Source organism: Georgenia deserti (genome assembly GCF_042680605.1).
GTDB lineage: Bacteria > Actinomycetota > Actinomycetes > Actinomycetales > Actinomycetaceae > Allobogoriella > Allobogoriella deserti.
Genome location: NZ_JBHUEE010000004.1, coordinates 92,316 through 119,085, shown reverse-complemented (window position 1 = coordinate 119,085; position 26,770 = coordinate 92,316). Strand labels below are relative to the sequence as shown.

The following is a 26,770-nucleotide window of genomic DNA, read 5'->3' as shown; positions in this document are numbered from 1 at the left end:
CAGCACGGGGGTGCGGCGCCCGCCCAGGGACCGTCCCGTGACCAACCGCCGTGGAACACGCCGCATGGGTGGGCTGACGTAACCTCGACGGTATGGCCGATCCGTCCACGTACCGCCCGAAACCGGGTGAGGTGCCCGACCGGCCGGGGGTCTACCGGTTCCGCGACGCGCACGGCCGGGTCATCTACGTGGGCAAGGCGAAGAGCCTGCGCAGTCGCCTCGCGAGCTACTTCCAGGACCTCGCGGCGCTGCACCCGCGCACCCAGCAGATGGTCACCACTGCCGCGTCGGTGGAGTGGACCGTGGTGCGCACCGAGGTCGAGTCCCTCGCCCTGGAGTACTCCTGGATCAAGGAGTTCGACCCGCGGTTCAACATCAAATACCGCGACGATAAGTCCTACCCGTTCCTCGCAGTGACCATGGGCGAGGAGATCCCCCGCGTGCAGGTCATGCGCGGCGCCAAGAAGCCCGGCACCCGCTACTTCGGCCCGTACAGCCACGCCTGGGCCATCCGGGAGACCGTGGACCAACTGCTGCGGGTGTTCCCGATCCGCAGCTGCTCGCCCGGGGTCTACCGGCGCGCCCAGTCCGCCGGCCGGCCCTGTCTGCTCGGCTACATCGACAAGTGCTCCGCCCCCTGCGTCGGGCGCATCTCCCCGGAGGACCACCGCGACCTGGCCGAGCAGTTCTGCGACTTCATGGAGGGGGAGACGGGACCGCACCTGCGGCGCGTGGAACGCGAGATGAAGGAGGCAGCCGCCGAGCAGGACTACGAGCGGGCCGCCCGGCTGCGCGACGACGCCGCCGCCCTGCGCCGCGTGGTGGAGAAGAACGCCGTCGTGCTGCCGGACAAGACGGATGCCGACGTCTTTGGCCTCGCCGCCGACGACCTCGAGGCCTCGGTGCAGGTCTTCCACGTCCGCGGCGGCCGCATCCGCGGGCAGCGCGGCTGGGTGGTCGAGCGCGTGGAGGAGGTCGACGAGGCCGGCCTTGTCGAGCACCTGCTGCAACAGGTCTACGGCGACAACCCGACCACCGCCGTGCCCCGCGAGATCCTCGTGCCCTACCTCCCGCACGACGTCGAGGGCATGGCGGCCTGGCTCAGCGGGGAGCGGGGCTCCAAGGTGGGCATCCGGGTGCCGCAGCGCGGCGACAAGAAGGCCCTGGCGGAGACCGTCCGCACCAACGCCGAGCAGGCGCTGAGCCTGCACAAGACCCGCCGGGCCGGCGACCTCACGAGCCGGTCCCAGGCGCTCGCCGAGCTGCAGGAGGCCCTCGACCTGGAGGAGTCGCCGCTGCGGATCGAGTGCTACGACATCTCGCACATCCAGGGCTCGCACCAGGTCGGCTCCATGGTCGTGTTCGAAGACGGGGTGCCCAAGAAGTCGGAGTACCGCCATTACATCGTCCGCGGCGAGCACGGCGAGGGGGCGGCGGACGACACCGCCGCCATGGACGAGGTGCTGCGCCGCCGCTTCCGCCGCTACGTCGCCGAACGGGACGCCGGGCGCGCCGCGCCCGGCGGCACACCCGCCATGGACGACGACGGCGTGCCCCTGCAGACCGGTCCGGTCGACCCCGATACGGGCAAGGCGCGCAAGTTCGCCTACCCGCCGCAGCTCGTCGTGGTCGACGGCGGACCCGCCCAGGTCGCCGCCGCTCACCGGGTCCTGGACGACCTCGGCATCGACGAGGTCGCACTCGTCGGCCTCGCCAAACGCCTGGAAGAGGTCTGGCTCCCGGGGGACGACTTCCCGGTCGTGCTGCCGCGCACCTCACCTGCGCTCTACCTGCTCCAGCATCTGCGCGACGAGTCACATCGGTTCGCCATCAGCCACCATCGCACGCGACGTGGCAAAGCCATGACCCGGTCCGTGCTCGACGATGTCCCCGGGCTCGGGCCCACCCGCCAGGCCGCCCTGCTCAAGGCCTTCGGTTCGGTGAAGAACATCCGGCGGGCCGGCGTGGACGAGGTGGCCGCCGTGAAGGGCATCGGGCCGCGCACGGCCCGGGCCGTCCTGGAATCGCTGGGCGCCGCTCCCCAGGACGACCTGGCATCCTGAGCACCATGGAGCAGCGTGCAGCCGCGGCCGGCGACGACGGGCCACCGACCGTTCCCGAGGGGATCCCCGTCCTCGACGAGTCCACGCCACTGCCTCCGAACGATCCGCCCGAACTCCTCATCATCACCGGGATGTCCGGCGCCGGACGCTCCCGCACCGCCGCGGCGCTGGAGGACCTCGACTGGTACGTCGTCGACAACCTGCCGCCCCGGCTGCTGGCCACGCTCGCCCGGATGATGAGTCCGGGCGAGGGCGGAGTGCACCGCCTGGCCGCCGTCGTGGACGTGCGCTCACGCACCTTCTTCGCCGAGCTCATCGATGTCCTCGACCAGTTGCGGGCCCAGGGCGTGGGCTACCGCATCGTCTTCCTCGACGCCGCCGACTCCGAACTGGTGCGGCGCTACGAGTCGGTCCGCCGTCCGCACCCTCTGCAGGGCGACGGTCGCCTGCTGGACGGCATCGCCGAGGAACGGTCGATGCTCGGGCACCTGCGCCACCGCGCGGACGTTCTCATCGACACCACCGACCTGTCCGTGCACGACCTCGCCCGTAAGGTCCGCGAGCTCGTGGCGGGGGAGACGGGGGACCGCTCGCTGCGGCTGACCGTCGTATCGTTCGGATTCAAGTACGGCCTGCCGCTCGATGCCGACCACATGGTCGACGTCCGCTTCCTGCAGAACCCGTACTGGGTCAGCGAACTCCGCCACCTCACCGGCCAGGACGAGAAGGTGAGTGAGTACGTGCTCGGCCAGGACGGCGCGACGGACTTCGCGGATCACTACGTGGACGCCCTCGCCCCCGTCCTGGACGGCTACATCAACGAGCTCAAGCCGTTCGTGACGATCGCCGTCGGCTGTACCGGTGGCAAGCACCGCTCCGTCGCGATGGCCGAGGCATTCGCCGACCGGCTGCGCCGACACGGATTCTCCGTTCGCACCCTGCACCGGGACATGGGGCGCGAATGACCGCCGTGCCCGAGCTCCCGCCGTCGGTGCGCCGTCAGCCGGCCGGCCCCGCCGTCGTCGCCCTGGGTGGCGGCCACGGCCTGGCCGCGACGCTCGGCGCCCTGCGGCACCTGACGAAGGACCTGACCGCCGTCGTCACCGTCGCGGACGACGGCGGCTCCTCCGGGCGGCTGCGCCGCGAACTCGACGTCCTGCCGCCGGGCGACCTGCGCATGGCTCTGTCCGCGCTCTGTGACGAGAGCGACTGGGGGCTGCTGTGGCGCGACGTCCTCCAGCACCGGTTCGCCACCGAAGGGGAGCTCGACCAGCACGCCGTCGGCAATCTCCTCATCGTCGCCCTGTGGGAGCTGCTCGGGAACGAAGTGGCCGGACTCGACATGGTAGGCCGGCTGCTCGGCGTGCACGGGCGCGTGCTGCCGATGGCCGCCGTGCCGCTCGAGATCGAGGCCGACGTGCACGCCGGCGGAGGGCTGCGCACCGTCCGCGGCCAGTCGGCCGTCGCCGTCGAACCCGGTCGGGTGGAGGAGATCCGGCTGCTGCCGGAGTCACCGCCCGCCTGCCCGGAGGCCGTGGCTGCGGTGCGGGAGGCGGAATGGGTGGTCCTCGGACCGGGCTCCTGGTACACCTCCGTGATCCCACATCTCTACGTGCCGGAACTCGGCGAGGCGCTGCGCACCACGCGGGCCCGTCGCGCCTTGACGGTCAACCTCTCGGCACAGGTGGGGGAGACCGACGACATGACGGCGGCCGACCACGTGCGCAGTCTCACGGACACGGCGCCTGACTTCCGCATCGACGTCGTCCTCGCGGACCCCACGGCGGTGGAGGACCTCGACGACCTGGCAGACGCGGCCGCCGCGTGCGGCGCACGTGTGCTGCTGCGGCAGATCAGGGTGGGCGACGGCACACCACGGCACGACCCGCTGCGCCTGGCCGCGGCCTACCGTGATGCCTTCGAAGGCGTCCTGGGTGACGTGGGTCCGATGGAGTCTGAGGAGCAGGGGGGATGAGTGCGAAGATGGCCGGCATGTCGTTGACGTCAGCCGTGAAGGACGAACTCGCCAGGGTCAACGTGGACAAGGTCTCCGCCCGCAAGGCCGAGGTGGCGGCGACCCTGCGGTTCGCCGGCGGACTGCACATCATCTCCGGCCGGATCGTCGTCGAGGCCGAGCTGGACGCCGGCGTCTCGGCGCGTCGACTCCGCCAGACCATGCTCGACGTCTACGGGCACCACTCGGACATCATCGTCGTCTCCGGCGGCGGACTGCGGCGCGGTAACCGCTACGTGGTGCGCGTGATCCGTGACGGGGAGTCCCTCGCCCGGCAGACGGGGCTCCTGGACAACCGCGGCCGGCCCGTGCGCGGCTTGCCGCCGCAGGTGGTCTCGGCCGGGGTCGCCGAGGCGACGGCTGCGTGGCGGGGCGCTTTCCTCGCCCACGGGTCTCTGACCGAACCCGGCCGCTCGAGTTCACTGGAAGTCACCTGTCCCGGCCCGGAGGCCGCGCTCGCTCTGGTCGGCGCCGCCCGCCGGATGAACGTCACGGCCAAGGCCCGCGAGGTCCGCGGCATCGACCGGGTGGTCATCCGCGACGGCGACGCCATCTCCGCCATGCTCACCCGGATGGGTGCCCACGACGCCGTCCTGCAGTGGGAAGAACGTCGCATGCGCCGGGAGGTCCGGGGCACGGCGAACCGGCTCGCGAACTTCGACGACGCCAACCTGCGGCGGTCCGCCCGCGCGGCCGTGGCCGCTGGGGCGCGGGTGGAACGTGCCTTCGAGATCCTCGGTGACGACGTGCCCGACCATCTGCTGCAGGCCGGCCGGCTCCGCCTGCAGAACAAACAGGCGTCCTTGGAGGAGCTGGGCCAGCTCTCCGACCCGCCGCTGACGAAGGACGCCGTGGCCGGCCGTATCCGCCGGCTGCTGGCGATGGCGGACCGCCGCGCGCACGAGCTCGGCGTCCCCGACACCGAGGCCAGCCTGACCCCCGACATGCTCGACCTGTGAGCGTCGCCGGCCGGCGCCGGGGCGAGCGGTCGGGGGCCGCCAACGAGACGATCGCGTCGCGGTCGTCCACTCGCGTGGGAGCGGCCCTCGTCCGTGGGTAGACTCGCCTCTGCTGGTCCGGTGCGGCCGCGCGGTCACCGCGCCATCCGCCGTGCCGACCGGGAGCACCTCTGCGGTGCTGACGACATAGGACGAGATGCGTGCGCCGGGCTGGCGCACTTCAGGAGGACATAGTGACCATCCGCGTCGGCATCAACGGCTTCGGCCGCATCGGGCGTAACTTCACCCGCGCCGTGCTGGCATCGGGGGCGGACATCCAGATCGTGGGTGTCAACGACCTCACCGACAACAAGACTCTCGCGCACCTGCTGAAGTACGACTCCGTCTTCGGGCCGCTCTCCGAGGAGGTCTCGCACACCGAGGACTCCATCTCGTTCGGGAACCAGACGGTCAAGGCACTCGCCGAGCGTGACCCGGCCAACCTGCCCTGGGGCGAGCTGGGCGCCGACATCGTCATCGAGTCGACCGGCATCTTCACCGACGCCACCAAGGCCAAGGCCCACCTCGACGCCGGTGCGAAGAAGGTCATCATCTCCGCGCCCGCGAAGAACGAGGACGCCACGTTCGTCGTCGGTGTCAACCACACGGACTACGACCCGGCCAGCCACAACGTCATCTCCAACGCGTCGTGCACCACCAACTGCCTGGCCCCGATGGCCAAGGTGCTCAACGACGAGTTCGGGATCGTGCGCGGCCTCATGACCACCGTGCACGCCTACACCGCGGACCAGAACCTCCAGGACGGCCCGCACAAGGACCTCCGCCGTGCCCGCGCCGCCGCGCTGAGCATCATCCCGACCTCCACCGGTGCCGCCAAGGCGGTCTCGCTGGTGCTGCCGGAGCTCAAGGGCAAGCTCGACGGGTACGCGCTGCGCGTGCCGACGCCGACCGGCTCGGCCACCGACCTGACCTTCACCGCCGGCCGTTCGGTGACCGTCGAGGAGGTCAACGCCGCGATGAAGAAGGCCGCCGAGGGCCCGATGAAGGGCGTGCTGTCCTACACCGAGGACCCGATCGTCTCCTCCGACATCGCCGGGAACCCGTTCCAGAGCATCTTCGACGCCGGCTTGACCAAGGTGATCGACGACCAGGTCAAGGTCGTTTCGTGGTACGACAACGAGTACGGCTACTCGAACTCGCTCGTGAAGCTGTCCGAGTACGTCGGCGAGCGTCTCTGACACCCCCGGGCGCCCGCGTGCGCGGCCCGAGCCGCCGCGCACGCGGGCGCCCGTGTGCCGACCCCACCGTTTCAGCCTGAGGAGCATCCCGTGAAGACCCTCGAGGACCTGGGTGACCTGCGCGGCAAGCGCGTATTGGTCCGTTCCGACTTCAACGTCCCGCTGGACGGGACGAGAATCACCGACGACGGCCGCATCCGGGCCGCCTTGCCGACCCTGCAGGCACTGCTGGCTCAGGGGGCGCGCGTCATCGTCACGGCGCATCTGGGACGCCCTAAGGGCGCGCCGGACCCGGCATACTCGTTGGCTCCGGTCGCGGAGCGGCTCGGGGGACTCCTGGGCGCCGAGGTCGCGCTCGCTAAGGACGTGACCGGCGAGGACGCCCGCGCCGTGACCGCCGGCCTGGGGGACGGGCAGCTCGCGCTGCTCGAGAACGTGCGGTTCGACGCACGCGAGACCGCCAAGGACGAGGCCGAGCGCGGCGCGCTGGCGGACGAGCTCGCTCAGCTCGCCGACGCATTCGTCTCGGACGGCTTCGGCGTTGTGCACCGCAAGCAGGCCTCCGTCTACGACGTCGCCCAGCGCCTGCCGCACGCGGCGGGCAAGCTCGTCGGCACGGAGATCGAGGCGCTCTCCCGGGCGACGGAGAGCCCCGAACGCCCGTACGCCGTCGTGCTCGGTGGGTCGAAGGTCTCGGACAAGCTGGGCGTCATCGCCAACCTCCTGGGCAAGGCCGACCGGCTGCTCATCGGCGGCGGCATGGTGTTCACCTTCCTCAAGGCGAAGGGCTACGGCGTCGGCTCCTCGTTGCTCGAGGAGGACCAGATCGAGACGGTCCGGGGCTACCTGGCCGAGGCCGAGGAGAAGGGCGTCGAGATCGTCCTGCCCACGGATATCGTGGTCGCCCCCGAGGTCAAGGCCGACGCCCCGACCTCGGTGGTCCCCGCCGACGCCATCGAGGACGGACAGCTCGGACTGGACATCGGGCCGCAGTCGCAGCAGGACTTCGCGGCGAAGCTCGCCGACGCGCGGACGATCGTGTGGAACGGACCGATGGGCGTATTCGAACTCGAGCCGTTCGCGGCCGGGACCAAGGCCGTCGCCCGCGCCATGTCCCAGGCGGAAGGCTTCACCATCGTCGGCGGCGGCGACTCGGCGGCGGCCGTGCGCCAGCTCGGCTTCGACGAGTCGACCTTCTCGCATATCTCGACCGGCGGCGGTGCTTCACTCGAGTTCCTCGAGGGCAAGACGCTGCCCGGCATCTCGGTTCTGGAGGATTGAGGCTCGATGGCCACTACCCGCACCCCGCTGATGGCGGGCAACTGGAAGATGAACCTCGATCACCACGAGGCCATCGCTCTGGTCCAGAAGCTCGCCTGGACTCTGCAGGACGCGAAGCACGACTACGCCGAGGTCGAGGTCGTCGTCGTTCCGCCGTTCACCGACATCCGCTCGGTGCAGACGCTGGTCGACGGCGACAAGCTCGAGATCCGCTACGGCGCCCAGGACATCTCGGCGCACGCCTCCGGCGCCTACACCGGAGAGATCTCCGCCGCCATGCTCGCCAAGCTGGGGGTGAGCTACGTCGTCGTCGGACACAGCGAACGCCGTGAGCACCACGGGGAGGACGACGCCCTCGTCGGCGCGAAGGCGAAGGCCGCTCTCGACGGCTCCATGACGCCGATCATCTGCGTCGGCGAGGGGCTCGATGTGCGACAGGCGGGCGACCACGTCCGGTACACGCTCGCCCAGGTCGACGGCGCCTACGACGGGTTGGACGCCGACCAGGCCGCCAGGACCGTGATCGCCTACGAGCCCGTCTGGGCCATCGGCACCGGTGAGGTCGCCACCCCCGAGGACGCGCAGGAAGTCTGCGCGGCGATCCGGGGCCGGCTGGCCGAGAAGTACGGCGAGGACCTCGCCCAGGCGCTCCGGATCCTGTACGGCGGATCGGTCAAGTCCTCGAACGTCGCTTCGATCATGGCCCAGGGTGACGTCGACGGTGCCCTCGTCGGCGGAGCGAGTCTCCAGGCGGAGGAGTTCGCCTCGATCGTGCGTTATCGCCAGCACCAGGTCGGGCTCTGAGGAGCATCGCTTATCCTTGACGGTGGCCGGCGACGTAACGGCACCAGGACGACGACTGAGTTGGGAAACTGACCCTTGGATATTCTGCGGATCGCGCTCCAGGTGACCATGGTGATCACCAGTGGGCTCATGGTCCTCACCATCCTCATGCACAAGGGCAAGGGGGGCGGCCTGTCCGACATGTTCGGTGGGGGTTTGACGAGCTCCGCCGGGTCCTCGGGTGTGGCCGAACGCAACCTCAACCGCATCACCATCGGTATCGCCGTCGTCTGGGTGCTGTCCATCTCGCTGCTCGGTCTGATTCAGAAGTTCGACGTCTGAGGGAGGACGTGTGGCTGGTGGGGGAAACGCGATCCGAGGGTCGCGTGTCGGAGCCGGGCCGATGGGCGAGTCAGAACGAGGCGAGGCTGCGCCACGTGTCTGGGTGAGCTACTGGTGCTCGAACGGGCACGAGGTGAGACCGAGCTTCGCCAAGGAGCCCGACATCGTCGTCCCCGAGGTCTGGGACTGCCCCCGCTGTGGGTTCCCCGCGGGTCAGGACCGGGACAACCCGCCGCAGCCCCCGAAGAACGAGCCGTACAAGACACACCTCGCGTATGTGAAGGAACGTCGGTCTGAGGAGGACGGTGCGGCCCTGCTCGAGGAGGCGCTCGACGCACTGCGCCAGCGGCGCGGCGAGTCCTGACGCCACCGACCGTCGGGGCTCAGTCCTGCGGGTCGGCCCGGTAAGCCGTGCGTGCGAACTCGTGGTACGGCGCGGGCGCGACCGTGGCCCGAAGCCGGATCTGACGGTGCGGCTCGACGACTCCCTTGGCAGAGATCGGATCCTCGCCCCAGAGCACCTCGACCTGGGTGCCCTCGGCGGCGACGTCGGCGTCGACCGAGGCCAACGACATGTAGAGCTGCTCGTAGGTGACGTACCCCGGATCGGTCGAGACGCCGACGCGCCGGTCGCCGAGCAGGACGGCGTCGAACTGGTAGAAGCCGTAGCGCGACTTCGGGAAGTCGATGAACTTGGCCGGGGTGCCCGGCGTCAGCTGTGACCGGACCGCGTCGGCGACGTCGTCGGCATTCCAGATGAGCGTCACTTTCTGCTTGGTCGGCCCTCCGACGATGCGCTGCAGGGCCTCCTTTCCGATGAAATCGTGGTCGAAGTTCACGTTCCTCCCCAGGCCGAGGTCGTACGGCGTGAGGTAGTAGTCCTCGACATCGTTCGAGTACAGCGAGCCGGCGAGGTTGCCGACGCGCTCGAGGGGGAGCCAGTCCCGGTACTCGCGGAAGTCGTCGCCGAAGATGGCCGGGAACGGGGTGGGGACCCAGCCTGACTCCAGCGGTGTGCTCGAGTATCCCTTGGCACCGACCGGCTCGATGCCGAACTCTGCCCCGGCCTCGAGTATCGCGGCGCGGACCTGCTCGCCCTCCTCGTACGGGCCGAGGAACTCGAAGCCCGGCTCGCCCGCCATCCCGTGACGGAGGCCGCGGACGGTCGTTCCCGCGAAGGAGAAGTCGTGGATGTGGAAGAACTTCACCGCCGGCACGGGCTCGCCGGTGAGCTTCTCGACGACGTGGTTGGCGCGTGGGCCTTGCAACTCGTACCGGTACAGCACGGGGTCGCCGTTCTCACGGACCGCGGAGTTCGGGTCGAGGTGGGTCCAGACGTCCAGCCCTTCGCGTTCGATGGTGTAGCGGACCCAGTCGGAGAGGATGTGATGGCCGACCAGGTCGAGCCGGTCGCCGAGGTGGAAGAGGATGCCGTCCCCGATGACGTAGCCGTCGTGGTTGACCGCGACGAGCTGCTTGGCCCGGCCGGGCCGGAAGTTGCGGAACGTGTTGACACCGATCCGGCTGAGCAGTGCGATCAACCGGTCGTCCGGCGCCATGAAGAAGTCCGTCATGTGATGCGACTGATCGAGCAGCGCCACGGTCTCGCGCCAGGCGCGCTGCTCGCTGCGCCAATTCGTGAACTCCGGCCGGATCGGGAACGTGAACGCCGGGTAGTCGAGATTGCGCAGCAGTTCGACCGGGTTGCCCGCGCGGTTGATGGCCTGCTGGAGAGACTCCCTAGACATGATCGACCTCCTTGTCGTGGTGCCGTCTGCTCCCGGCAGATTAGGTGCCGGCGACCGGTGGACCTTGCGGCGCTTCGCTTCATGCGAAGCTGGGCAGGCTGATGTCGCGCGCGGGTTCACCGGCGTCCGTTCGAGGTCACAAGGAGGTGTGATGGCGCGTTCCTCCGCCGGACTGTCCGCCCTCACCCGGGCGATGGCGGTACTCGACGCGTTCACGGTCGAGAACCCGTACCTGAGCCTGACCGAGCTCGCACGTCGCACCGGGCTGCCGCTCTCCTCGGCACACGGCATCGTCGGTGAGCTGACGGCGCACGACCTGCTCGAACGGATGGCCGACCGCAGCTACCGGCTGGGGAACCGGCTCTGGGAATTGGGGACGCGCACGCCCGGCGCGCTCGGACTCCGCGAGATCGCATTGCCGCACCTGCAGGCCCTGCACGCCCAGGTACGCCAACACGTGCAACTCACCGTTCGCAGTGGCCTCGACGTGCTCGTACTCGAACGACTCTCGGCGCGCGACGCCGTGGTCAACGCGACCATCGTCGGCGGCCGTATCGAGCTGCAGCATTCCTCGAGCGGACTGGTGCTGCTGGCCGAGGCCGGCGAGGACGTGCTGGCCGGTGTTCTACGGCGCGGACTGCACCCGCTGACCGAGACGAGTATCCGGGACGAGACGAAGCTGCGAACCGTTCTGGAGCGAACCCGGCGGCACGGGTTCGCCGTTGCCGACGGCTACATCTACCCGGGCTCTCGAGGCATCGCCGTGGCGGTGCGCGGAGCAGAGGACGCGGTCGTCGGAGCGGTCAGCCTGGTCGTTCCGAACGACGACGCCCCCGTCGAGGACCACGTCCGGCGTCTGAAGCACACCGCGGCCGCGATCGCCGAGTCGCTCCGCCGCAGCTACCTCCCGCCCGGTCACCCGCGCGCCCTGCCCGGCGGCCGCTACCGGCGCATGGTCAACTCCTCGCAGCCGTCCATGGTCTATTTGCAGCACGCCCTGTCGGCCGCCCCCGAGGTTGCGGACGGTGCCGGTGCAGGTGAGCGCTAGCTCCGTGCCGGCGCGCCGATCGCTCGGTCGGCGCCTGCCCGCGGGGCGGCCACCACCATGAGCGCCCCCGCCCCCACGCACAGCCACGAGACGGCGGCCCAACTGCCGGTCGCCTCGTGCACCGCACCGAGGAGCACCGGCCCGGCCGCGGCGACCGCGTAGCCGGCCGACTGCACCATCGCGGAGAGGTCGCGTCCGTAGTCCGGGTCGACGGGGCGGATCGCGATAAGCGTCAACCCCAGGCCGATCCCGGCGCCCTGAGTGAATCCGCCGAGGATGACCCACAGCGGCCAGAGCGCGGGAGCGAGCGCCAGTCCGGCGAAGAAGACGCACCACAGGCTCCCGAAGGTGATGCCGGCCCCGCGGCCCCCGGCGAGCAGGCGCATGCACGCCGGGACCGCGAGGGTCCCGAGGATGCCGACGAGGTGGAAGACGGACAGGGCGGTTCCCGCCGTCGTCTCACTCAGGCCCGCATCCTCGGCGAGCTGGCTCGGCAGCCAGGTGCTCGCGCTGTAGAAGAGCATCGCCTGCATCCCGAAGAATCCGGCGAGCCACCACGCGTCACCCTCCCGCGAGACGCCACCGCGTGGCGCCCCGGCGGGCACGACGAGCGCGTCCCCCTGTTTCGCTCGCATGCGCAGGAGCCAGGCTCCGACCGCGAGGACGACGGGGACGGCGAGGGTGGTCGCCGCCCCCCGCCAGCCGATCTCGGACGCCAGCGGTACCACCGAGGCCGACGCGATGCCTTGCCCGACTCCGTACGCACTCGTGGAGACGGCCATGACCATGGGCGCGCGGCGACCGGCATCACGCCGGACGATAACCGGGACGACGACGTTGCCCACCGTGATCCCCACGCCCACGAGTGCGGTGCCGAGAAGCAAGAGCCCGGCTCCCGCCCAGGGGCGCAGCGCCGCCGCAAACGCGAGGAGCACCAGACCGACGAACAGGGCACCGTCGACTCCCAGGCGCCTGGCGAGCACGGCCACAAGTGGTGAGACGACGGCGAAGCACAGCAGCGGCAGAGAGGTGAGTAACCCGGCAGCCCAGGAAGGCAGGTCGAGGTCGGTCGACAGCGCCGGGATGAGCGGCGCGATGGCCACGACCGGCCCGCGCAGACTCAGCCCGACCAGGACGACGGCGACGAGCAGTGCGCCGAGGCCCGTCGCACGCCTCACCGGCTGGCAGCCAGATCGTCGCTGATGGCCCGGGCGGCCGCATGCAGATGGGGGAGGATCTCATCGACCATGGTCGTCACCGAGCCGCGGCGGGCCGCCGTCGAAACGTTCACCGCAGCCACCACGTCCCCGTTGCGGTCATGGACCGGGGCGGCCATCGATCGCAGTCCCTCCTCGAGTTCCTCATCCACGATGGACCAGCCCTGTTCGCGCACGCGATCGAGCTCGGCGAGCAGCTGGGTACGTTCGGTGATGGTGTACCTCGTCAGCGGGACGAGGTGGCCGAGATGGTCGTCCAGCTCGTCGGTGGGCAGACCCGCCAGCAGCACTCGCCCCATCGACGTGGCGTAGGCAGGCAGTCGTGTCCCGACCCCGAGATCGACGCTCATGATCCGCCGCGCGGCAACCCTGGCGACGTAGGTGATGTCCGTGCCGTCGAGCACCGAGACCGACGACGACTCTCCGAGGACGGCCGCAAGCCGCTCCAGATGCGGCCGCGCGATCTCGGGCAGTCCCAGCGCCGAGAGGTAGGCGTAGCCGAGCTCGAGGACGCGCGGGCGAAGGGTGAACAGTCGTCCGTCGGCGTCGACGTACCCGATGTCGACGAGGGTGTGCAGGAACCGGCGAGCTGCCGCACGCGTCAACCCGGTGCGCCGGGCGACGTCGCTCAACGTCAGACGCGGATGCTCGGCGTCGAACGCACGGATCACCGCCAGGCCACGGTCGAGCGACTGCACGTAGCCCGCCGATCTGCCCGCGGGTGTCTCACCGGCGTCCACGCTGCTCACCTCGGTCATTCCTGTCCCATCTCTCATCCGACGTACGCCTCAGCCAGCGCCGTCGAGTGTGCCCGAGATCCGACGACGCTGCGCAACTGCGCTATCTGGACCCGCCGATTGAACGCATCTTCGCCGAAGCGATGGAGCATCGTCGTCATCCACCACGAGAAGTACTCCACCCGCCAGACGTGATCCAGCGTCCGCGCGGAGTAGCTGCGCAGGTCGTGTTCGTACCCGTGGCGCAGTTGCGCCGCCAGCGCCGGGGCGAGGATCGAGACGTCACGAATCGCCAGGTTCATGCCCTTGGCGCCGGTCGGCGGAACGATATGCGCGGCATCACCGGCCAGGAAAAGCCGGCCGCGTTGCAGGGGCTCGCCGACGTAGCTGTGCAGCGGTGCGATCGAACGCTCGAAGATCTCACCGCGGGTCGGTTCCCACGGCTCACCACCGAGGGAGAAGCGGACCGCGAGCTCGGACCAGATCCGCTCGTCCGGCCAGTCCTCGAGTCGGTCCGAGGCGGGCACCTGCAGGTAGAGCCGGGACACCTCGGCGGATCTCATGGAGTACAACGCGAAGCCGCGCTCATGATTCGCGTAGACGAGTTCTTCGATCCGCGGTGCCGCCCGGGCCAGGATCCCGAGCCAGGCGAAGGGGTAGACCTTCTCGACCGGCGTCGCGCCCAGCGCCGTCCGACCGGAGCCGTGGGCGCCGTCGCACCCGGCGACGAAGTCGGCGACGATCCGGTGCCGGCGTCCGTCCACGGTGTAGGTGACCGATGGCTCGTCGCCGTCGACGTCGTGAATCTGTGCCGGTCCGCACGCGAAGCGGATCTTCCCGCCGTCGGCCAGCCGCCGCTCGGTCAGGTCGCGAACCACCTTCTGTTGACCGTAGACGGTGATGTGCCGGCCGGTCAGATCCGACATCGGGATCCGATGACTCTCGCCGTCGAACCGGAGCTCGATACCTTCGTGCGGTATCCCGTCCCGGTCCAGGCCCTCACCGACGCCGGCGTCGCGCAGGATGTCCGCCGCGCCGTGCTCGACCACACCGGCTCGGACGCGGGCCTGGACGTACTCCTGGTCCCGGGCCTCGACGACGACAGAGTCGATGCCCTCCTGGTGCAGCAGGTGGGACAGCAGCAGGCCTGCCGGCCCGGCACCGAGAATGGCGACCTGCGTCCGTTCGGCGACGACCTCGCTCATGGCCGTGCCTTCCCGTGGTCGACATCGCCGACCCGGTCCTCCGGCCGGTATCCGCGTTTGGCCTGCTGGACGAGGTCGTAGATGTGGGCGCGGTGCGCGGCGAAGGTGCTGTCGGAGCGGGTGGTGAGCTGGTCGCGCTCGGCGGGGAGGTCGATGGTGACGTCCTCCAGGATTACTGTCGGCCGCGCGGACAGGACCAGGACCCGCTGCCCCAGATAGACGGCCTCGTCGATGTCATGCGTGACGAATGCCAGGGTCAGTCCGAGACGCTTCCACAGGTGGCGGACGAGGTCCTCGAGGTCGGCGCGTGTCTGGGCGTCGACGGCGGCGAACGGTTCGTCCATGAGCAGGATGTGCGGCTCATAAGCGACGGCGCGGGCGATGGCCACCCGTTGCTGCATGCCGCCGGAGAGCTGCCACGGGTACGAATCGGGGACATCACCGAGCCCGACCGCCTCGATGGCGGTACGCACCTTGGACCGGCGCTCGGCCTTCGGCACGCCCTTCTCCTTGAGCGGGAGCTCGACGTTCTGTGCCACCGTCATCCAGGGAAAGAGCGAGCGCGCGTACTCCTGGAAGACCATGGCCATGCCCTTCGGGGGGCCCGTCACCCGGTCGCCCTCGAGTGTCACGGTGCCCGCCGTCGGTGGGAGCAGGCCGGACAGGCAGCGCAGAAGCGTCGTCTTGCCGGCGCCGGACGGACCGACCACGCAGACCATCTCGCCGGCACGGACGTCGAAGGTGAGGTCTCGGATCGCCTCGGTCTCACCCTGGGCGGATCGGTACGTCTTGTTCAGGCCAGCGACCTGGAGCATCTGTGCGCCGGGGGCGGGCCGTCCGGCCGGATCGACGGGCGCGGTGCCGGTGGTCATCAGGTGCCTCCTCGTTGGGACTGGCGCAGGCCGTGGTACCAGGCCAGCACGGGCCGTTCGACGGCGCGGAAGACGACGGACAGTACGACGCCGACGACGCCGAGCAGGACGATGCCGGTCCACATCTGCGGCAGGGCGAAGGACCGCTGGAACTGGACGATGGTGAAGCCCAGGCCGTTGTTCGCGGCGAACATCTCCGAGATCACCATGAGGATGATTCCCACCGAGAGCGCCTGGCGGGCGCCGGTGACGATCTGGGGCGAGGCCCCGCGTAGGACGAGGCTGCGCAGCACCGTGCGGCGACGCAACCGGTAGATCGCCGAGGTGTCGCGCAGGATCTCGTCGAGGCCGCGGACCCCTTCGATGGTGTTGAGGAGAATGGGCCATAGGCAACCCGTCGCGATCACGACGACCTTCATGGACGTCCCGATCCCTAGGAACAGCATCAGGATCGGGATCATCACCGGTGGGGGGATCGCGCGGAAGAACTCCAGCGGTGGTTCGCAGACGGCGCGCAGGCGTGGCGAGAGTCCGATCGCCACACCGAGGGCGATCCCGACGACAAGAGCGGAGACGTACCCCGCGAGCAACCTGAGCACCGAGGGCAGCACGTCCGAGGTCAGCCTGCCCTCGAACCAGGTCGCAGGGAAGGCCTCGACGATGGTCCGTAGGGGCGGGGCGAAGAACGACTGGGAGTCCGCCGAGGCGAACCACCAGATTGTCACCAGCACCACGGGCAGTCCCAGGATCATCACGACTCGCCGCAGCAGCGAGCCGCGGCGCGGGCGGCGCACCGTCCCGACAGAGGTCGCCGATGTGGACGTCATGAGGTGGCCTCCCGTCGCACGGACGGGTGCCATCGCAGGATCCGCCGCTCCAGCGCCCGGGTCGCCAGGTTGACGATCACCCCGAGAAGGCCGGTGACGAACACGAGCGCGTACATCGAGGCGACGGCGCCCGAGGACTGAGCCACCTGGATCAACTGCCCGACCCCGGGGGTGCCGATGATCAACTCGCCGGTGACGGTGAGGATCAGTGCGACCGTCGCCGCCAGCCGGAAGCCGGTCACGACGTAGGGGAGCGCGGTGGGCCAGATGACGGTGCGTGCCTGGGTCCACACCGAGAACCGATACGAACGTGCCGTGTCCCGGGCCACCGGGTCGACGTCCTGGACGCCGTACAGCACCTGGACCAGCACCTGCCAGAACGAGGCGTACACGACCAGCAGCAGGGTGGCCTCGCGGCCGGTGCCGTACAGCAGCACGGCGAGGGGGATCAGGGCGACCGACGGGATCGGGCGGAGGAATTCGATGGTCGAGGCGGTCGCCTCGCGGAGCGCCGGTACGGTGCCGACGACGATGCCGACGACGATCCCGGAGACCATGGCGGCGGCCAGGCCGATCGCCCACGTGGTCAGAGTGCTGCCGAGTGCGCTCCAGAAATCGCCGGTAGCCAGGCGGTCGACCAACGCCGCGAAGACTTCGGAGAACGGGGGGAGGAAGCGCGGGTCGACCACCCCGGTCCGCGGCAGCAGCTCCAGCATGAGTATCAGCGCCAGGACTCCGGCGAGACCGAGCCACAGGCGTTCGCTGGCGCCGTTGCGGCGGCGTGGGCGTGCTCGCGCCGCCTGGGGTCCGGCGATCGCGACCGACGCCGGGCTCACGGCAGCAACTCCTGGGCGTCGACCTCCTGCTCGAGTACGCCGTACTCCAAAGACAGATCGGCGAGCATCTGCAGGGAGTCCGCGTTGATCTGCGGTGGGTAGCTCGGCATCGTCATGGTCTCGGTGATCGCCGGGTCGATCTCCGTGTAAGTGGAGAGCACAGCGCGAGTGTCGTCGGGGTGGTCCTCGGCGTACGCGAGCGACTCCTCCATCGCGGCGGTGAACGACTCGGTGACGTCGGCGTTCTGTTCGGCGTACTGGCCGGAGGTGAAGTAGGCCGCGACCATCATGTCCGGATCGACCTCGGCGAAGTTGTGCGCTACCACCTGTGCGCCATCACCCTTGGCGATCGAGAAGAACGGTTCGAGCACCCAGATGGCGTCGACCTGCTCACCGGAGAGTGCGGCCGGCATGTCGGGGAAGCCCATCTCGACGAATTCGACCGATGCCGGGTCGCCACCGTCCTGGGCGACGACTTCACTGATCGTGACGTCCCCGATGTTGTTCAGGGTGTTGACGGCGACCGTGGCACCCTCGAGGTCCGCGGGATCGCTGATCCCGGAGTCGGGGGTCGTGAGGACCCCGCCGATGTCGGCTGCGGGGTCACCGCTGGTCGAGTTGCCGGATGCGACGATCTGGAGGTCGAGCCCCTGGCTGGAGGCGACGAGCAGTGAGACGACATTCGAGAAGCCGAACTGGTACTCACCGCTGACCACCGCGGGGACCACGGCGGCGCCACCCTGAGCGATCTGCAGGTCGACGTCGAGTCCGTGCTCGGCGAAGATGCCCTGTTCGACGCCGAGGTGAATGGCGGCGGTGTCGACGATGGGGAGCGAGCCCACCGTGACGGGCGTGAGCTCTCCGTCCCCGCGGTCCTGGCCACCCGGTGAGCCGTCCGTGCCGCCCGTCCCCTCGCCCCCGGCGCAGGCGGCGAGCAGCGCGAGCGAGGTCAGTACAGCCGCGCTGGTGGATCGACGCGCATACCGCCGACGCCCGTGCCGTCGTCGCATCGTGAACTCCCTTGTTCTTCGCATTGCGGCACGGCGATGAACGCTCGTGCGCATAGAGAACTTAGGAGGCGTGGGCAGTTGCGTCAAGAACCGCCGGACTATGGCGGCCGGGACGCCTGTGGTGCGCTTGCGCGGCTCGCCGGCCGCGTGCGCCACCGCTTGACCAACGCGGGCCGGGCGACCATTCTCTGTCGAGAACGAGTGTGCCCCTTGCGAACCGGGCCTGCTCACGAAGATGTGACGGAGGAACCATGACTGGACTGGACGACCTCTTCGTGCCCGGTGCCATCACCCGCGGCGGCGTGGCGCTGCCGCACTACCCCGTGCCGGACGGGGTCCACCCGCCGCTCGACAGCCCGGGTTACAAGTCCACGGTCCTGCGTCACCCCAAGGAGCCGCTCGTTCCTCTGCCCCAGCGGCTCAACGAGCTCACCGGTCCGGCCCTGGGCGAGGACATCGTGCGCGAGGGCGACAACGACCTCACCACCAACCACGGCGGCGACGCGGAGCCCCAGGGACAGCGGATCATCGTGCACGGCCGGGTGCTGGAGGAGGACGGGCGGCCCGTGCCGCACACCTTGGTGGAAGTCTGGCAGGCGAATGCGGCCGGCAGGTACGCCCATCAGTGGGACACCTGGCCGGCGCCGCTCGACCCGAACTTCACCGGCGTCGGCCGGATGATGACCGACGTCGAGGGCCGCTACCGCTTCACCACGATCAAGCCCGGCGCCTACCCGTGGCGGAACCACCCGAACGCGTGGCGGCCGGCGCACATCCACTTCTCGCTGTTCGGGCGGGCGTTTACCCAGCGGCTCGTCACGCAGATGTACTTCCCTGGCGATCCGCTGTTCTTCCAGGACCCGATCTACAACTCCGTCCGGGACGAGAAGGCGCGGCAGCGGATGATCTCCCGGTTCGACTACGACCAGACCCAGGATCACTGGGCGCTCGCCTTCGAGTTCGACATCGTCCTCCGCGGACCCGAGGCCAGCGTCTTCGAGGACGAGGAGGACGAGGACGATGAGTGAACAGGGGACCCGTCTGGGCCTGACGCCGTCGCAGACCGTGGGCCCGTTCCTCAAGATCGGCCTGGACTGGGGAGAGGAGGGGCGGTTCGCTGTGCCCAACGGCACCCCGCAGGCGTTCTGGATCGTCGGTCAGGTGCTCGACGGTGACGGCGAGCCGATGCCGGACGCACTGGTGGAGATCTGGCAGGCGGACCCCGACGGTCGCTTCGACCACCCCGACGACCCACGCGGTGCGGTGCCCAGCTCGCTCCCCGGGTTCACCGGTTTCGCGCGTTCGACGACGTGGAACGAGACGACGACCTATGCGGTCCACACCGTCAGACCGGGACCCCTACCGGCCGGCGATCTCGACGATCCGGACAGCCCGGTCGAGGCGCCGCACATCGACGTCACTGTGCTCGCGCGCGGCATGCTCAACCGCGTCGTCACGCGGATCTACTTCCCGGACGAGCCGCTCAACGCGACCGACCCCGTGCTGGCCTCCGTACCCGCCGAGCGACGCGAGACGTTGCTCGCCCGACCGGACGGCGACGGCTACCGGTTCGACATCAAGCTGCAGGGGGCGGGGGAGACCGTCTTCTTCGAGGTGTAGCCGTGGCAGAGTCACGTCCATGACGTTGCTGGGCGCACTGTTCGGGGACCCTGCGGTCGACGAGTTGCTCGAGGACGATGGCCTGGTCGCCTCGATGGTCGAGACCGAGATCGCGCTTCTGCGTGCCCTCGAGCGTCGCGGGATCATCCCGCACGGTGTGGCAGACCGTGCCGACGCCGCATTCGCGGAGCACCGATTCGATCCCGATGCGCTCGCTGCGGCGTCGACAGGCGGCGGCAACCCTGTCGTACCACTCGTCAAGGCCATGCTGTCGGTGGCGCCGGAGGACGTGAGGCCCTGGCTGCACCACGGTGCCACCAGCCAGGACGTGTGGGACACCGCCGTGATGCTGCGGTCCGCGCGCGTGATCGACGTCGTCGTCAGCGCGCTCGGTGCCGCGCGTGACGCCGCGGCCGTGCTCGCCGATCGGCACCGCTCCACCCGACAGATCGCCCGGACTCTCGGCCAGCACGCGGTGCCCACGACCTTCGGTGTCGTGGCGGCCGGTTGGGCGGTCGGGCTCGATGCCGCGCGCCGCGACTTGTTGCGGGTGCGTGCAGATCTTGCGGTGCAACTGGCCGGCGCAGGCGGCACACTCGGCGTCTACGGTGCGGCGGGACGAACAGTGGTGGAGCACCTAGCGGAGGAGCTCGGCCTCGCCGTTCCGGCGGCGCCCTGGCACACGGACCGCACCCGGGTGCGGAGCCTGGCTGCCGCCACTGCAGGTGTCGTGGCGGCCGCGGGCAAGGTCGCGACGGACGTCGTGGTGCTCTCGGCCTCGGACGTGGCGGAGGTCGCCGAGGGCGGCGGAGCTGACCACGGCGGTTCCTCGGCCATGCCGCACAAACGCAACCCGGTGACCTCGGTCCTCGTCCGTGGCGCGGCGATGCGCGCTCCCGGCCTGCTGAGCACGATCTACTCCGCCTCCCTGCAGGAGAACCAGCGCGCCACCGGGGGCTGGCACGCCGAGTGGCAACCGCTGTTCGATCTGCTCTCGCTGGCCGGCGGCGCGGCAACCAGGATCGGCGACGTGCTGGCCGGGCTGCAGGTCGAAACCGAACGGATGAACGAGAATCTCGACCACGCACGTCCGGCGGTCATGGCGGAGCAGCTCACCACGGTGCTCAAGTCGGCCGTGGGGCGAGCCGAAGCGCAGCGTGTGGTGGCGGACGCGATGGCGGTGGCGCGCGAAGGCGTGGCAGCACGCGAACGGTCGGCAACGCCCGCCAACCTCGCCGCACCGGCCGGCGCTGCACAGGCCGTCGACGAAGCGGTCGTCGACGCCGTCGTCGAGGCCGGGGCGCGCAGCGACGTGTCCCGTGGCGTCGACCGCGCCGAGTTGCGGCGAGCCCTCGATCCGGAGTCGTCGCTGGAAGCCTGCAGCGCGCTCGTCGACTCGGCCCTGCAGGATGTCACGCGCCCCGACGTCGCGTTGTGAGTCCCGGGGAGGACGGTTGGGCGACCATTCGGTCATGACCATGAGGAGCTGAGACCTCGCGCACAGCGTCCGCCGTGGCACCGCACCGACGCGATACCATCGCCCGGTAAGCAAGCAACGTGCTCCGGGGTCGGTGTAAGTCCGAACCGGCGGTGACAGTCCGCGAGCCTGAGCCTTCGGGCGAGGGTTGACCTGGTGGAACTCCAGGACCGACGGTGAAAGTCCGGATGGGAGGTAGCACGGGGCACGCACGCGTGCCTTGCCGGCTGCGGAACTCCGCCGCCTGTCCCCGGTTCACGGTGAACCGGAGGGACAGGACATGGCGACGACAGCGACGCGGCAGCCCGTCGCACCGCCGCTGCTGCTCGGTGCTGCTGTTCTCGTCGGGTGGGAGGCCATCTCCCGCGTGGGCCTGGTGCCGGAGTTCTTCCTCCCACCACCTTCCGCTGTCGCGACGCGTCTCGTCGCCGACCTCGGATCCGGTCTGCTCGGTTACGTGGTACCGACGCTCGTCGAGGCCGTGCTCGGTTGCCTGCTCGGTGCCGCCGTCGCTCTCCCACTCGGCTACCTCGTCTTTCGCAGTCGGCACGCCGCCGCGGCGCTCGATCCGTTCCTCGCCGCCTCACAGGCACTCCCGGCCGTAGCCGTAGCACCGCTGCTCATGTTGTGGGTCGGCTACGGCCTGATCCCGATCGTGATCCTGTGCGCTCTGCTCGTCTTCTTCCCGATCGTGCTCACCACGGTGCTGGGTCTGCGCGGCCTCGACCCGGACGTCCGGGAAGCCGCCCTGCTGGACGGCGCCGACCACTGGGAGATGTTGCGGCACATCGAAGCCCCGCTGGCCTTGCCCGCCCTGCTGACCGGACTGCGCAACGGCTTCACCCTGTCGGTGACGGGCGCCGTCGTCGGAGAGTTCGTCATGGGCGGGCGGGGTCTCGGCATGCTCGTGGCCAGCCGCGCGGACAGCACCGACACCGCGGGCCTGTTCGTCGCGCTCGCCCTGCTGGTCGCCCTGGCCATGTCCGTCTACGGCCTGCTCGGCACCCTGCAGCGCCGCAGCGAGAACTGAAGGAACCTGTCATGAACCGTCCGTCCTTCGCCCGCGTCGGCGCGCTCACCGGGGCCGGTGTGCTCGCCCTGAGCGCCTGTGCCACACCCGGGGGATCAGTCGACAATCCCTCGCCGGGCGCGGGCACGCCCACCACGTTCACGGTCGGGCTGACCTACACGCCGGACATCCAGTTCGCCCCGTTCTATGTGGCCGCCGAGCAGGGCTACTACGACGACGCCGGCCTCGACGTCACGCTGCGTCACCACGGCGCCAGCGAGGGGCTGTTCGGTGCTATCGAGTCCGGGCGGGAGGACGTCGTCGTTGCCGGTGGTGACGAGATGCTCCAGGCGCGCAGTCAAGGGACGCCGTTGCTCGACGTGGCGACGCTGTACCAGGAGTATCCGGTCACGGCGATCGTTCCCGACGAGAGTGACATCCGATCGGCCGGCGACCTAGCGGGCCGTACCGTCGGTGTCCCCGGGCCGTTCGGCGAGACCTATTTCGGCCTCCTGGCTCTGCTCGACGAGGCCGGGCTCGCGGAAGATGACGTGCGTGTCGAGCACATCGGCTACACCCAGCAGGCTGCCCTGACCGCGGGTCATGTCGACGCCGTGATGGGGTTCGTGAACAACGACGCCGTGCAGTTCGAGGCCGCCGGCGAGTCGGTACGCACGATCCCGATCGCGGAAGGCGACGCACCCTTGGTCGGCATCGGTCTCGGCGTTCTCGACGAGACGGCCGAGCGTGAGCCGGAGGCCGTCGCCGCCTTGGTGGAGGCGACACTGCGGGGTGTCCGGGACGTGATCGAGGATCCCGAAGCGGCGATCGAGGCGTCGTCCGCACACGTCCCTGACCTCGCAACCGAGGAACAGCGCGCCGCCGCCCGGGCGACCCTGGACGCGACGGTGCCGCTCTACGGCCGGCAAGAGGAGGTCGGTGCGCAGGATCCGCGGACCTGGCGAGCCATGGCCGAGCTCATGGACGCTCATGGGCTGCTGGCCGGCCCCGTCCCGGGTGGCGAGGCGTGGACGGACGAGTTCCTGCCGTCCCGCACCAACTAGGCTGACGGCGTGAAGTCGTTCGAGGACCTGTTCACTGAGCTCCAGCACAAGGCGGCCGCCCGGCCCGAGGGGTCCGGAACGGTCGCGGAGCTCGATGCGGGTATTCACGCGATCGGAAAGAAGGTCGTCGAGGAGGCCGCCGAGGTGTGGATGGCGGCTGAGTACGAGTCCGACGACGCCGCCGCGGAGGAGATCTCGCAGCTCGTCTACCACCTCCAGGTGATGATGGTCGCGCGAGGGCTGACGCTCGAGGACGTCTACCGACATCTCTGACGCGCCGACCAGATGAGCTGACCGACCCGCGAAGGATCCGGACCAGATCCTCAACCCAGTTCGAGCAGGAGTCGACCGTGCTGCGTATCGCTGTGCCCAACAAGGGATCTCTCGCGGATCCCGCATCAGACATGCTCGCCGAGGCGGGCTACCGTCGTCGCCGGGGACGAGAGCTCGTTCTTGCCGACCCGGACAACGACGTGGAGTTCTTCTTCCTCCGGCCGCGCGACATCGCGGTGTATGTCGGGTCGGGCACGGTCGACGTCGGGATCACTGGGCGCGATCTTCTGCTCGACTCGGACGTGGAGGCCGTGGAGCACCGGGCGCTGGGCTTCGCCCGCTCGACCTTCCGGTTCGCGGCGCCGTCCGGCCAGATGCGCGAAGTCGCCGACATCGCCGGGAAGCGAGTGGCGACCAGTTACGACGTCCTTGTGGGTACCTACCTGCGCGAACGCGGGATCGAGGCGACCGTGGTCCACCTCGACGGGGCCGTGGAATCCTCGGTACGCCTCGGTGTCGCCGACGTCGTCGCGGACGTGGTGGAGACCGGATCGACCCTGCGCGCGGCCGGGCTGGAGACATTCGGCGAGCCCATCCTCGAGTCGGAAGCCGTCCTGATCCGCTCCACGACAGCAGAGGCCACCAACGGCGTCTCGGTCCTGGACCGTCGCCTCCAAGGTGTGCTCGTGGCCAGGGACTACGTCCTCGTCGACTACGACGTCCCGGCGGACAAGCTCGAGGCCGCCGTGGCCATCACTCCCGGCTTCGAGTCACCGACCGTCTCGCCGTTGCACAACGGCGAGTCGTTCGCCGTGCGTTCTCTGGTGCGGCGCGACGCGACCAACAGGGTCATGGACGAGCTCTACGACGTCGGTGCCCGCGCGATCCTCGTGACCTCGCTGCTCGCATGCCGAATCTGAGGGGAACGGGGTCCGACGTGCCGCACACCGATCGGGCGCGCCCGCAGAGCGGGGGAGAGGAGCAGCTCTACGCCCCGTTCCGTCCGCGTGCCGCCCGGCTGGTGGCGACGGTGCTGGCGCTCCTGACGTTCGCGGGTGCCGTGACGATCATCGTCGCGATGCCGCAACTGCCAGGGAGTCGGTTCGGTGCAGGGGACCAGGTCGGTACCGCGCTCCTGGCAACGGGGGTCTGTTGGTTCATCTACCGGCAGGGGAGCGTGCGGGCTCGCCCCGACACGAGTGGCCTGCGCGTGCGTAACCTCATCCACACCCGCGACGTCGAGTGGTCGCAGATCGTCCGGGTCGCCTTCGGCTCGGGGGATCCGTGGGTCAGGCTCGACCTCGACGACGGCGACACACTGGCCGTCATGGCGATCCAGCGAGCCGACGGCGACCGTGGGCAGGCCGAGGCCCGGCGCTTGGCGACCCTTGTGGCGTTGCACGAGCCGCACGCCGACGACTGAGTCTGGCCCGGGCGGACCGCCCGGTATTGCCGGCACCTACGCGGCTGGCCCCTCCGACTCCCCTTCCGAGGAGGCACGGGCTCGTCGTCCGGGACCGGTACGTTGTCGCCACGCTCCGGACGAGCCGGGGGGCGGGTCAGGTCTGGACCGGTATCGGTGTCCGGTGGGCGTAATCCAGACGAGTGTCCCGTCCGGCTCTCGGACAACTTTCCACCGCTTCGACGTCTTGAGGTTGTGGTGGCGGCGGCAGAGCGGATGGAGATTGAGCTCCGTGGTCTGTACGAGCCGATCGGCCAGGGCCGGGTCGTATTCGATGATGTGGTCGAGGTCGCAGTAGACCGCGGGTTGCCCGCAGCCGGGGAACGAACAGCGCATGTGCCGTGCGCGCACCGTGCGATCGAGGATGACGCCGGGGCGGTACGCCTTCGTCCCGAGGGCAGCGAACTCGCCGTTGGCGTCGACGATCAGGGCGCGCCAGGTGGCGTCGGCCGCGATACGACGGGTCACGTCGGCGGGGATGGGCCCGTGACCCGCCAGTTCACCGGGCTCGTCGTCCATGCCGAGCAGCGTGCCCGCGCCGATCGTCACCTGGACCTCGGCACGTGGTCGCCGACGGGACGTACCCTGCGAGGTCCGGCCCGAACCGTTCTCGCCGGCGGGGTCGGCCGGCGCGGCGTCCGTGGGTGGGCCGTCCGTATCGGCACCGGAAGCGCGGGGCTCGCCCCGTTCCGCGGACAGCTCGACCAACTCCCGGGCATGGGTGAAGACATTGACGAACACGTCGGCGCGTCGCTGGTCGATGGTCCGTGGGTCCGCCCGTCGCCCCGCCCGTCCACCGCGAGTGTCGTCCGCGAGGACGTCGAGGCACGCACGCACCCGCTGGGCATCGTCGGCCCGCACATACGCCGTCACTCTCGCCATCGCGTCCGCCAACGGTTCGATGCGCACGTGGCGCGCCGTGTACTCGGCCTCGTGACGGCGCTGTGCAGCATCTGGGTCGTGTTCCAACGCATGCTGCCGCACCCTGGCCTGCAGTTGTGGCGCCGTGGACCCGGCGGCTTCGGTCACGAGTTCACGGGTGAGGTCGCGATGGTCACGTTCGCTGACTCCGGGTTGCCGGTCGGTTAGGACAGCGGCCTTGCGCGGATCGATGGATCCTATGGCGAGGGCGTCGGCAACCTCGGGGTAGGTGTCCAAAGCCGCCGCGAGCGCTACCTTGGTGTGGGCTGCATGCCCAGTGGTGGCCAGTCGGGCACGGACCTCGTCGACCACCTCGTCGAAACCGGGGCCGGACGAGCCGCGCCGGCGTAGGAGCTCACCCACGAAACGTGCTTGGCCTGCCTGCGCACCTGCCGCCAAGCGCTCGCTCGCTGCGACGGCCTCGACCAGTGCGGCGTCGCTCATCTCTGCCGCATCGAGTCGCGCCAGGAGCGTCGCGATCTCGACGAGAAAGCGCCGGCAGTCTTCGACCGAGGCCCGTGCGTTGAGCGTGGCCAGCTGCTCGGCGTCGACGTCCGGCTGACGGGGAGACGCGTCGGAGCCGGCGGTCTCGGACGTGGCCGGTCGTGGCGTCCCCGGCTGCTCGCTCGGCTCCTCGGACTCGAACATGCGTGCAGGCTAGAGTGCTCGCCCGTCGCCAAGCACCGGCCAGCTTCGGACTGTGGATACCGTCTCCGGTGGCGTGCCTGCTGGGGACGGGTAGACATCTCACCCGGTCCGCCGTG

The 26,770-nt window shown here is 69.9% G+C and carries 27 protein-coding genes and 1 riboswitch; of the genes, 18 read left to right on the top strand and 9 right to left on the bottom strand.

Annotation, left to right across the window (positions count from 1 at the left end):
- The first annotated feature begins 92 nt into the window (after window positions 1–92).
- The 9 genes from uvrC to ACFSE6_RS09020 all read left to right on the top strand — a co-directional run bounded on the left by uvrC (window position 93) and on the right by ACFSE6_RS09020 (window position 9,044).
- Complete coding sequence (gene uvrC / locus ACFSE6_RS09060; protein ID WP_388005363.1) at window positions 93–2,063, top strand: excinuclease ABC subunit UvrC; 1,971 nt, start codon at window positions 93–95, stop codon at window positions 2,061–2,063.
- Window positions 2,064–2,068: 5 nt separating this feature from the next.
- Complete coding sequence (gene rapZ, locus ACFSE6_RS09055) at window positions 2,069–3,028, top strand: RNase adapter RapZ (RefSeq protein WP_388005360.1); 960 nt, start codon at window positions 2,069–2,071, stop codon at window positions 3,026–3,028.
- Window positions 3,025–4,038 (top strand): gluconeogenesis factor YvcK family protein, encoded by a 1,014-nt coding sequence (locus tag ACFSE6_RS09050; RefSeq protein ID WP_465254134.1) that lies wholly within the window; start codon window positions 3,025–3,027, stop codon window positions 4,036–4,038. The genes rapZ and ACFSE6_RS09050 overlap by 4 nt, the downstream gene beginning before the upstream one ends.
- Before the next feature lie 17 nt (window positions 4,039–4,055).
- Complete coding sequence (gene whiA, locus ACFSE6_RS09045; protein WP_388005947.1) at window positions 4,056–5,036, top strand: DNA-binding protein WhiA; 981 nt, start codon at window positions 4,056–4,058, stop codon at window positions 5,034–5,036.
- A gap of 233 nt (window positions 5,037–5,269) precedes the next feature.
- Window positions 5,270–6,274, top strand: a complete 1,005-nt coding sequence (gene gap / locus ACFSE6_RS09040; protein ID WP_388005357.1) for a type I glyceraldehyde-3-phosphate dehydrogenase — start codon at window positions 5,270–5,272, stop codon at window positions 6,272–6,274.
- Between the two features lie 90 nt (window positions 6,275–6,364).
- Window positions 6,365–7,555 carry a phosphoglycerate kinase gene (locus ACFSE6_RS09035; protein WP_388005354.1) on the top strand — a complete coding sequence of 397 codons (1,191 nt, stop codon included), beginning with the start codon at window positions 6,365–6,367 and terminating at the stop codon, window positions 7,553–7,555.
- A gap of 6 nt (window positions 7,556–7,561) precedes the next feature.
- Window positions 7,562–8,359, top strand: coding sequence for a triose-phosphate isomerase (gene tpiA, locus ACFSE6_RS09030; protein WP_388005351.1), 798 nt, complete (start codon window positions 7,562–7,564; stop codon window positions 8,357–8,359).
- Window positions 8,360–8,434: 75 nt separating this feature from the next.
- Entirely contained in the window at window positions 8,435–8,680 is a 246-nt protein-coding gene (secG, locus tag ACFSE6_RS09025) for a preprotein translocase subunit SecG (RefSeq protein ID WP_388005348.1), read from the top strand.
- Between the two features lie 10 nt (window positions 8,681–8,690).
- Window positions 8,691–9,044 carry an RNA polymerase-binding protein RbpA gene (locus ACFSE6_RS09020; protein ID WP_388005345.1) on the top strand — a complete coding sequence of 118 codons (354 nt, stop codon included), beginning with the start codon at window positions 8,691–8,693 and terminating at the stop codon, window positions 9,042–9,044.
- 19 nt (window positions 9,045–9,063) lie between these two features.
- Here ACFSE6_RS09020 and ACFSE6_RS09015 read toward each other — a convergent pair whose 3' ends face one another.
- Entirely contained in the window at window positions 9,064–10,428 is a 1,365-nt protein-coding gene (locus ACFSE6_RS09015; RefSeq protein WP_388005342.1) for an aminomethyl transferase family protein, read from the bottom strand.
- Between the two features lie 151 nt (window positions 10,429–10,579).
- Between ACFSE6_RS09015 and ACFSE6_RS09010 the strand changes: the two genes are divergently transcribed.
- On the top strand, window positions 10,580–11,476 hold the full coding sequence (locus tag ACFSE6_RS09010; protein WP_388005339.1) for an IclR family transcriptional regulator: 897 nt from the start codon (window positions 10,580–10,582) through the stop codon (window positions 11,474–11,476).
- Here the strand turns inward: ACFSE6_RS09010 and ACFSE6_RS09005 are convergent.
- The 7 genes from ACFSE6_RS09005 to ACFSE6_RS08975 form a co-directional block, all read right to left on the bottom strand.
- Window positions 11,473–12,654 (bottom strand): MFS transporter, encoded by a 1,182-nt coding sequence (locus ACFSE6_RS09005; protein ID WP_388005336.1) that lies wholly within the window; start codon window positions 12,652–12,654, stop codon window positions 11,473–11,475. The genes ACFSE6_RS09010 and ACFSE6_RS09005 overlap by 4 nt on opposite strands.
- Window positions 12,651–13,451 (bottom strand): IclR family transcriptional regulator domain-containing protein, encoded by an 801-nt coding sequence (locus ACFSE6_RS09000; protein ID WP_388005333.1) that lies wholly within the window; start codon window positions 13,449–13,451, stop codon window positions 12,651–12,653. Before ACFSE6_RS09000 ends, ACFSE6_RS09005 begins: the two co-directional genes overlap by 4 nt.
- A 14-nt stretch (window positions 13,452–13,465) precedes the next feature.
- Window positions 13,466–14,635 (bottom strand): 4-hydroxybenzoate 3-monooxygenase, encoded by a 1,170-nt coding sequence (locus ACFSE6_RS08995; protein ID WP_388005330.1) that lies wholly within the window; start codon window positions 14,633–14,635, stop codon window positions 13,466–13,468.
- A complete protein-coding gene (locus ACFSE6_RS08990; RefSeq protein WP_388005327.1) occupies window positions 14,632–15,507 on the bottom strand; it encodes an ABC transporter ATP-binding protein in 876 nt (291 codons plus the stop codon). The genes ACFSE6_RS08995 and ACFSE6_RS08990 overlap by 4 nt, the downstream gene beginning before the upstream one ends.
- Window positions 15,507–16,334, bottom strand: a complete 828-nt coding sequence (locus ACFSE6_RS08985) for an ABC transporter permease (RefSeq protein WP_388005324.1) — start codon at window positions 16,332–16,334, stop codon at window positions 15,507–15,509. The genes ACFSE6_RS08990 and ACFSE6_RS08985 overlap by 1 nt, the downstream gene beginning before the upstream one ends.
- Window positions 16,331–17,050 (bottom strand): ABC transporter permease, encoded by a 720-nt coding sequence (locus tag ACFSE6_RS08980; RefSeq protein ID WP_465254137.1) that lies wholly within the window; start codon window positions 17,048–17,050, stop codon window positions 16,331–16,333. Before ACFSE6_RS08980 ends, ACFSE6_RS08985 begins: the two co-directional genes overlap by 4 nt.
- Before the next feature lie 116 nt (window positions 17,051–17,166).
- Window positions 17,167–18,180, bottom strand: coding sequence for an ABC transporter substrate-binding protein (locus ACFSE6_RS08975; protein ID WP_388005318.1), 1,014 nt, complete (start codon window positions 18,178–18,180; stop codon window positions 17,167–17,169).
- A 251-nt stretch (window positions 18,181–18,431) separates the two neighbouring features.
- Between ACFSE6_RS08975 and pcaH the strand changes: the two genes are divergently transcribed.
- The 8 genes from pcaH to ACFSE6_RS08935 all read left to right on the top strand — a co-directional run bounded on the left by pcaH (window position 18,432) and on the right by ACFSE6_RS08935 (window position 25,046).
- A complete protein-coding gene (gene pcaH / locus ACFSE6_RS08970) occupies window positions 18,432–19,208 on the top strand; it encodes a protocatechuate 3,4-dioxygenase subunit beta (protein WP_388005315.1) in 777 nt (258 codons plus the stop codon).
- Entirely contained in the window at window positions 19,201–19,800 is a 600-nt protein-coding gene (pcaG, locus tag ACFSE6_RS08965; protein ID WP_388005312.1) for a protocatechuate 3,4-dioxygenase subunit alpha, read from the top strand. Before pcaH ends, pcaG begins: the two co-directional genes overlap by 8 nt.
- Before the next feature lie 19 nt (window positions 19,801–19,819).
- Window positions 19,820–21,238, top strand: a complete 1,419-nt coding sequence (locus ACFSE6_RS08960) for a lyase family protein (RefSeq protein ID WP_388005309.1) — start codon at window positions 19,820–19,822, stop codon at window positions 21,236–21,238.
- 116 nt (window positions 21,239–21,354) lie between these two features.
- A riboswitch (FMN riboswitch) is annotated at window positions 21,355–21,482 on the top strand.
- A 75-nt stretch (window positions 21,483–21,557) separates the two neighbouring features.
- Entirely contained in the window at window positions 21,558–22,307 is a 750-nt protein-coding gene (locus tag ACFSE6_RS08955; RefSeq protein WP_388005306.1) for an ABC transporter permease, read from the top strand.
- A gap of 11 nt (window positions 22,308–22,318) precedes the next feature.
- Window positions 22,319–23,350 (top strand): ABC transporter substrate-binding protein, encoded by a 1,032-nt coding sequence (locus ACFSE6_RS08950; RefSeq protein ID WP_388005303.1) that lies wholly within the window; start codon window positions 22,319–22,321, stop codon window positions 23,348–23,350.
- Between the two features lie 9 nt (window positions 23,351–23,359).
- Window positions 23,360–23,623, top strand: coding sequence for a phosphoribosyl-ATP diphosphatase (locus ACFSE6_RS08945; RefSeq protein ID WP_388005300.1), 264 nt, complete (start codon window positions 23,360–23,362; stop codon window positions 23,621–23,623).
- 77 nt (window positions 23,624–23,700) lie between these two features.
- Window positions 23,701–24,543 (top strand): ATP phosphoribosyltransferase, encoded by an 843-nt coding sequence (gene hisG, locus ACFSE6_RS08940; protein ID WP_388005297.1) that lies wholly within the window; start codon window positions 23,701–23,703, stop codon window positions 24,541–24,543.
- A complete protein-coding gene (locus tag ACFSE6_RS08935) occupies window positions 24,531–25,046 on the top strand; it encodes a PH domain-containing protein (protein WP_388005294.1) in 516 nt (171 codons plus the stop codon). Before hisG ends, ACFSE6_RS08935 begins: the two co-directional genes overlap by 13 nt.
- Window positions 25,047–25,082: 36 nt before the next feature.
- Here the strand turns inward: ACFSE6_RS08935 and ACFSE6_RS08930 are convergent, their stop codons facing one another.
- Window positions 25,083–26,654, bottom strand: a complete 1,572-nt coding sequence (locus tag ACFSE6_RS08930; RefSeq protein ID WP_388005291.1) for an HNH endonuclease signature motif containing protein — start codon at window positions 26,652–26,654, stop codon at window positions 25,083–25,085.
- Between the last annotated feature and the right edge of the window lie 116 nt (window positions 26,655–26,770).

Bases quoted from the DNA above. Each gene is read 5' to 3' on its own strand.
- uvrC (WP_388005363.1), top strand. From the start codon at position 93: ATGGCCGATCCGTCCACGTACCGCCCGAAACCGGGTGAGGTGCCCGAC.
- rapZ (WP_388005360.1), top strand. From the start codon at position 2,069: ATGGAGCAGCGTGCAGCCGCGGCCGGCGACGACGGGCCACCGACCGTT.
- ACFSE6_RS09050 (WP_465254134.1), top strand. From the start codon at position 3,025: ATGACCGCCGTGCCCGAGCTCCCGCCGTCGGTGCGCCGTCAGCCGGCC.
- whiA (WP_388005947.1), top strand. From the start codon at position 4,056: ATGTCGTTGACGTCAGCCGTGAAGGACGAACTCGCCAGGGTCAACGTG.
- tpiA (WP_388005351.1), top strand. From the start codon at position 7,562: ATGGCCACTACCCGCACCCCGCTGATGGCGGGCAACTGGAAGATGAAC.
- ACFSE6_RS09015 (WP_388005342.1), bottom strand. From the start codon at position 10,428: ATGTCTAGGGAGTCTCTCCAGCAGGCCATCAACCGCGCGGGCAACCCG.
- ACFSE6_RS09010 (WP_388005339.1), top strand. From the start codon at position 10,580: ATGGCGCGTTCCTCCGCCGGACTGTCCGCCCTCACCCGGGCGATGGCG.
- ACFSE6_RS09000 (WP_388005333.1), bottom strand. From the start codon at position 13,451: ATGACCGAGGTGAGCAGCGTGGACGCCGGTGAGACACCCGCGGGCAGA.
- ACFSE6_RS08995 (WP_388005330.1), bottom strand. From the start codon at position 14,635: ATGAGCGAGGTCGTCGCCGAACGGACGCAGGTCGCCATTCTCGGTGCC.
- ACFSE6_RS08990 (WP_388005327.1), bottom strand. From the start codon at position 15,507: ATGACCACCGGCACCGCGCCCGTCGATCCGGCCGGACGGCCCGCCCCC.
- ACFSE6_RS08985 (WP_388005324.1), bottom strand. From the start codon at position 16,334: ATGACGTCCACATCGGCGACCTCTGTCGGGACGGTGCGCCGCCCGCGC.
- ACFSE6_RS08980 (WP_465254137.1), bottom strand. From the start codon at position 17,050: ATGCTGGAGCTGCTGCCGCGGACCGGGGTGGTCGACCCGCGCTTCCTC.
- ACFSE6_RS08975 (WP_388005318.1), bottom strand. From the start codon at position 18,180: ATGCGACGACGGCACGGGCGTCGGCGGTATGCGCGTCGATCCACCAGC.
- pcaH (WP_388005315.1), top strand. From the start codon at position 18,432: ATGACTGGACTGGACGACCTCTTCGTGCCCGGTGCCATCACCCGCGGC.
- pcaG (WP_388005312.1), top strand. From the start codon at position 19,201: ATGAGTGAACAGGGGACCCGTCTGGGCCTGACGCCGTCGCAGACCGTG.
- ACFSE6_RS08960 (WP_388005309.1), top strand. From the start codon at position 19,820: ATGACGTTGCTGGGCGCACTGTTCGGGGACCCTGCGGTCGACGAGTTG.
- ACFSE6_RS08955 (WP_388005306.1), top strand. From the start codon at position 21,558: ATGGCGACGACAGCGACGCGGCAGCCCGTCGCACCGCCGCTGCTGCTC.
- ACFSE6_RS08950 (WP_388005303.1), top strand. From the start codon at position 22,319: ATGAACCGTCCGTCCTTCGCCCGCGTCGGCGCGCTCACCGGGGCCGGT.
- ACFSE6_RS08935 (WP_388005294.1), top strand. From the start codon at position 24,531: ATGCCGAATCTGAGGGGAACGGGGTCCGACGTGCCGCACACCGATCGG.
- ACFSE6_RS08930 (WP_388005291.1), bottom strand. From the start codon at position 26,654: ATGTTCGAGTCCGAGGAGCCGAGCGAGCAGCCGGGGACGCCACGACCG.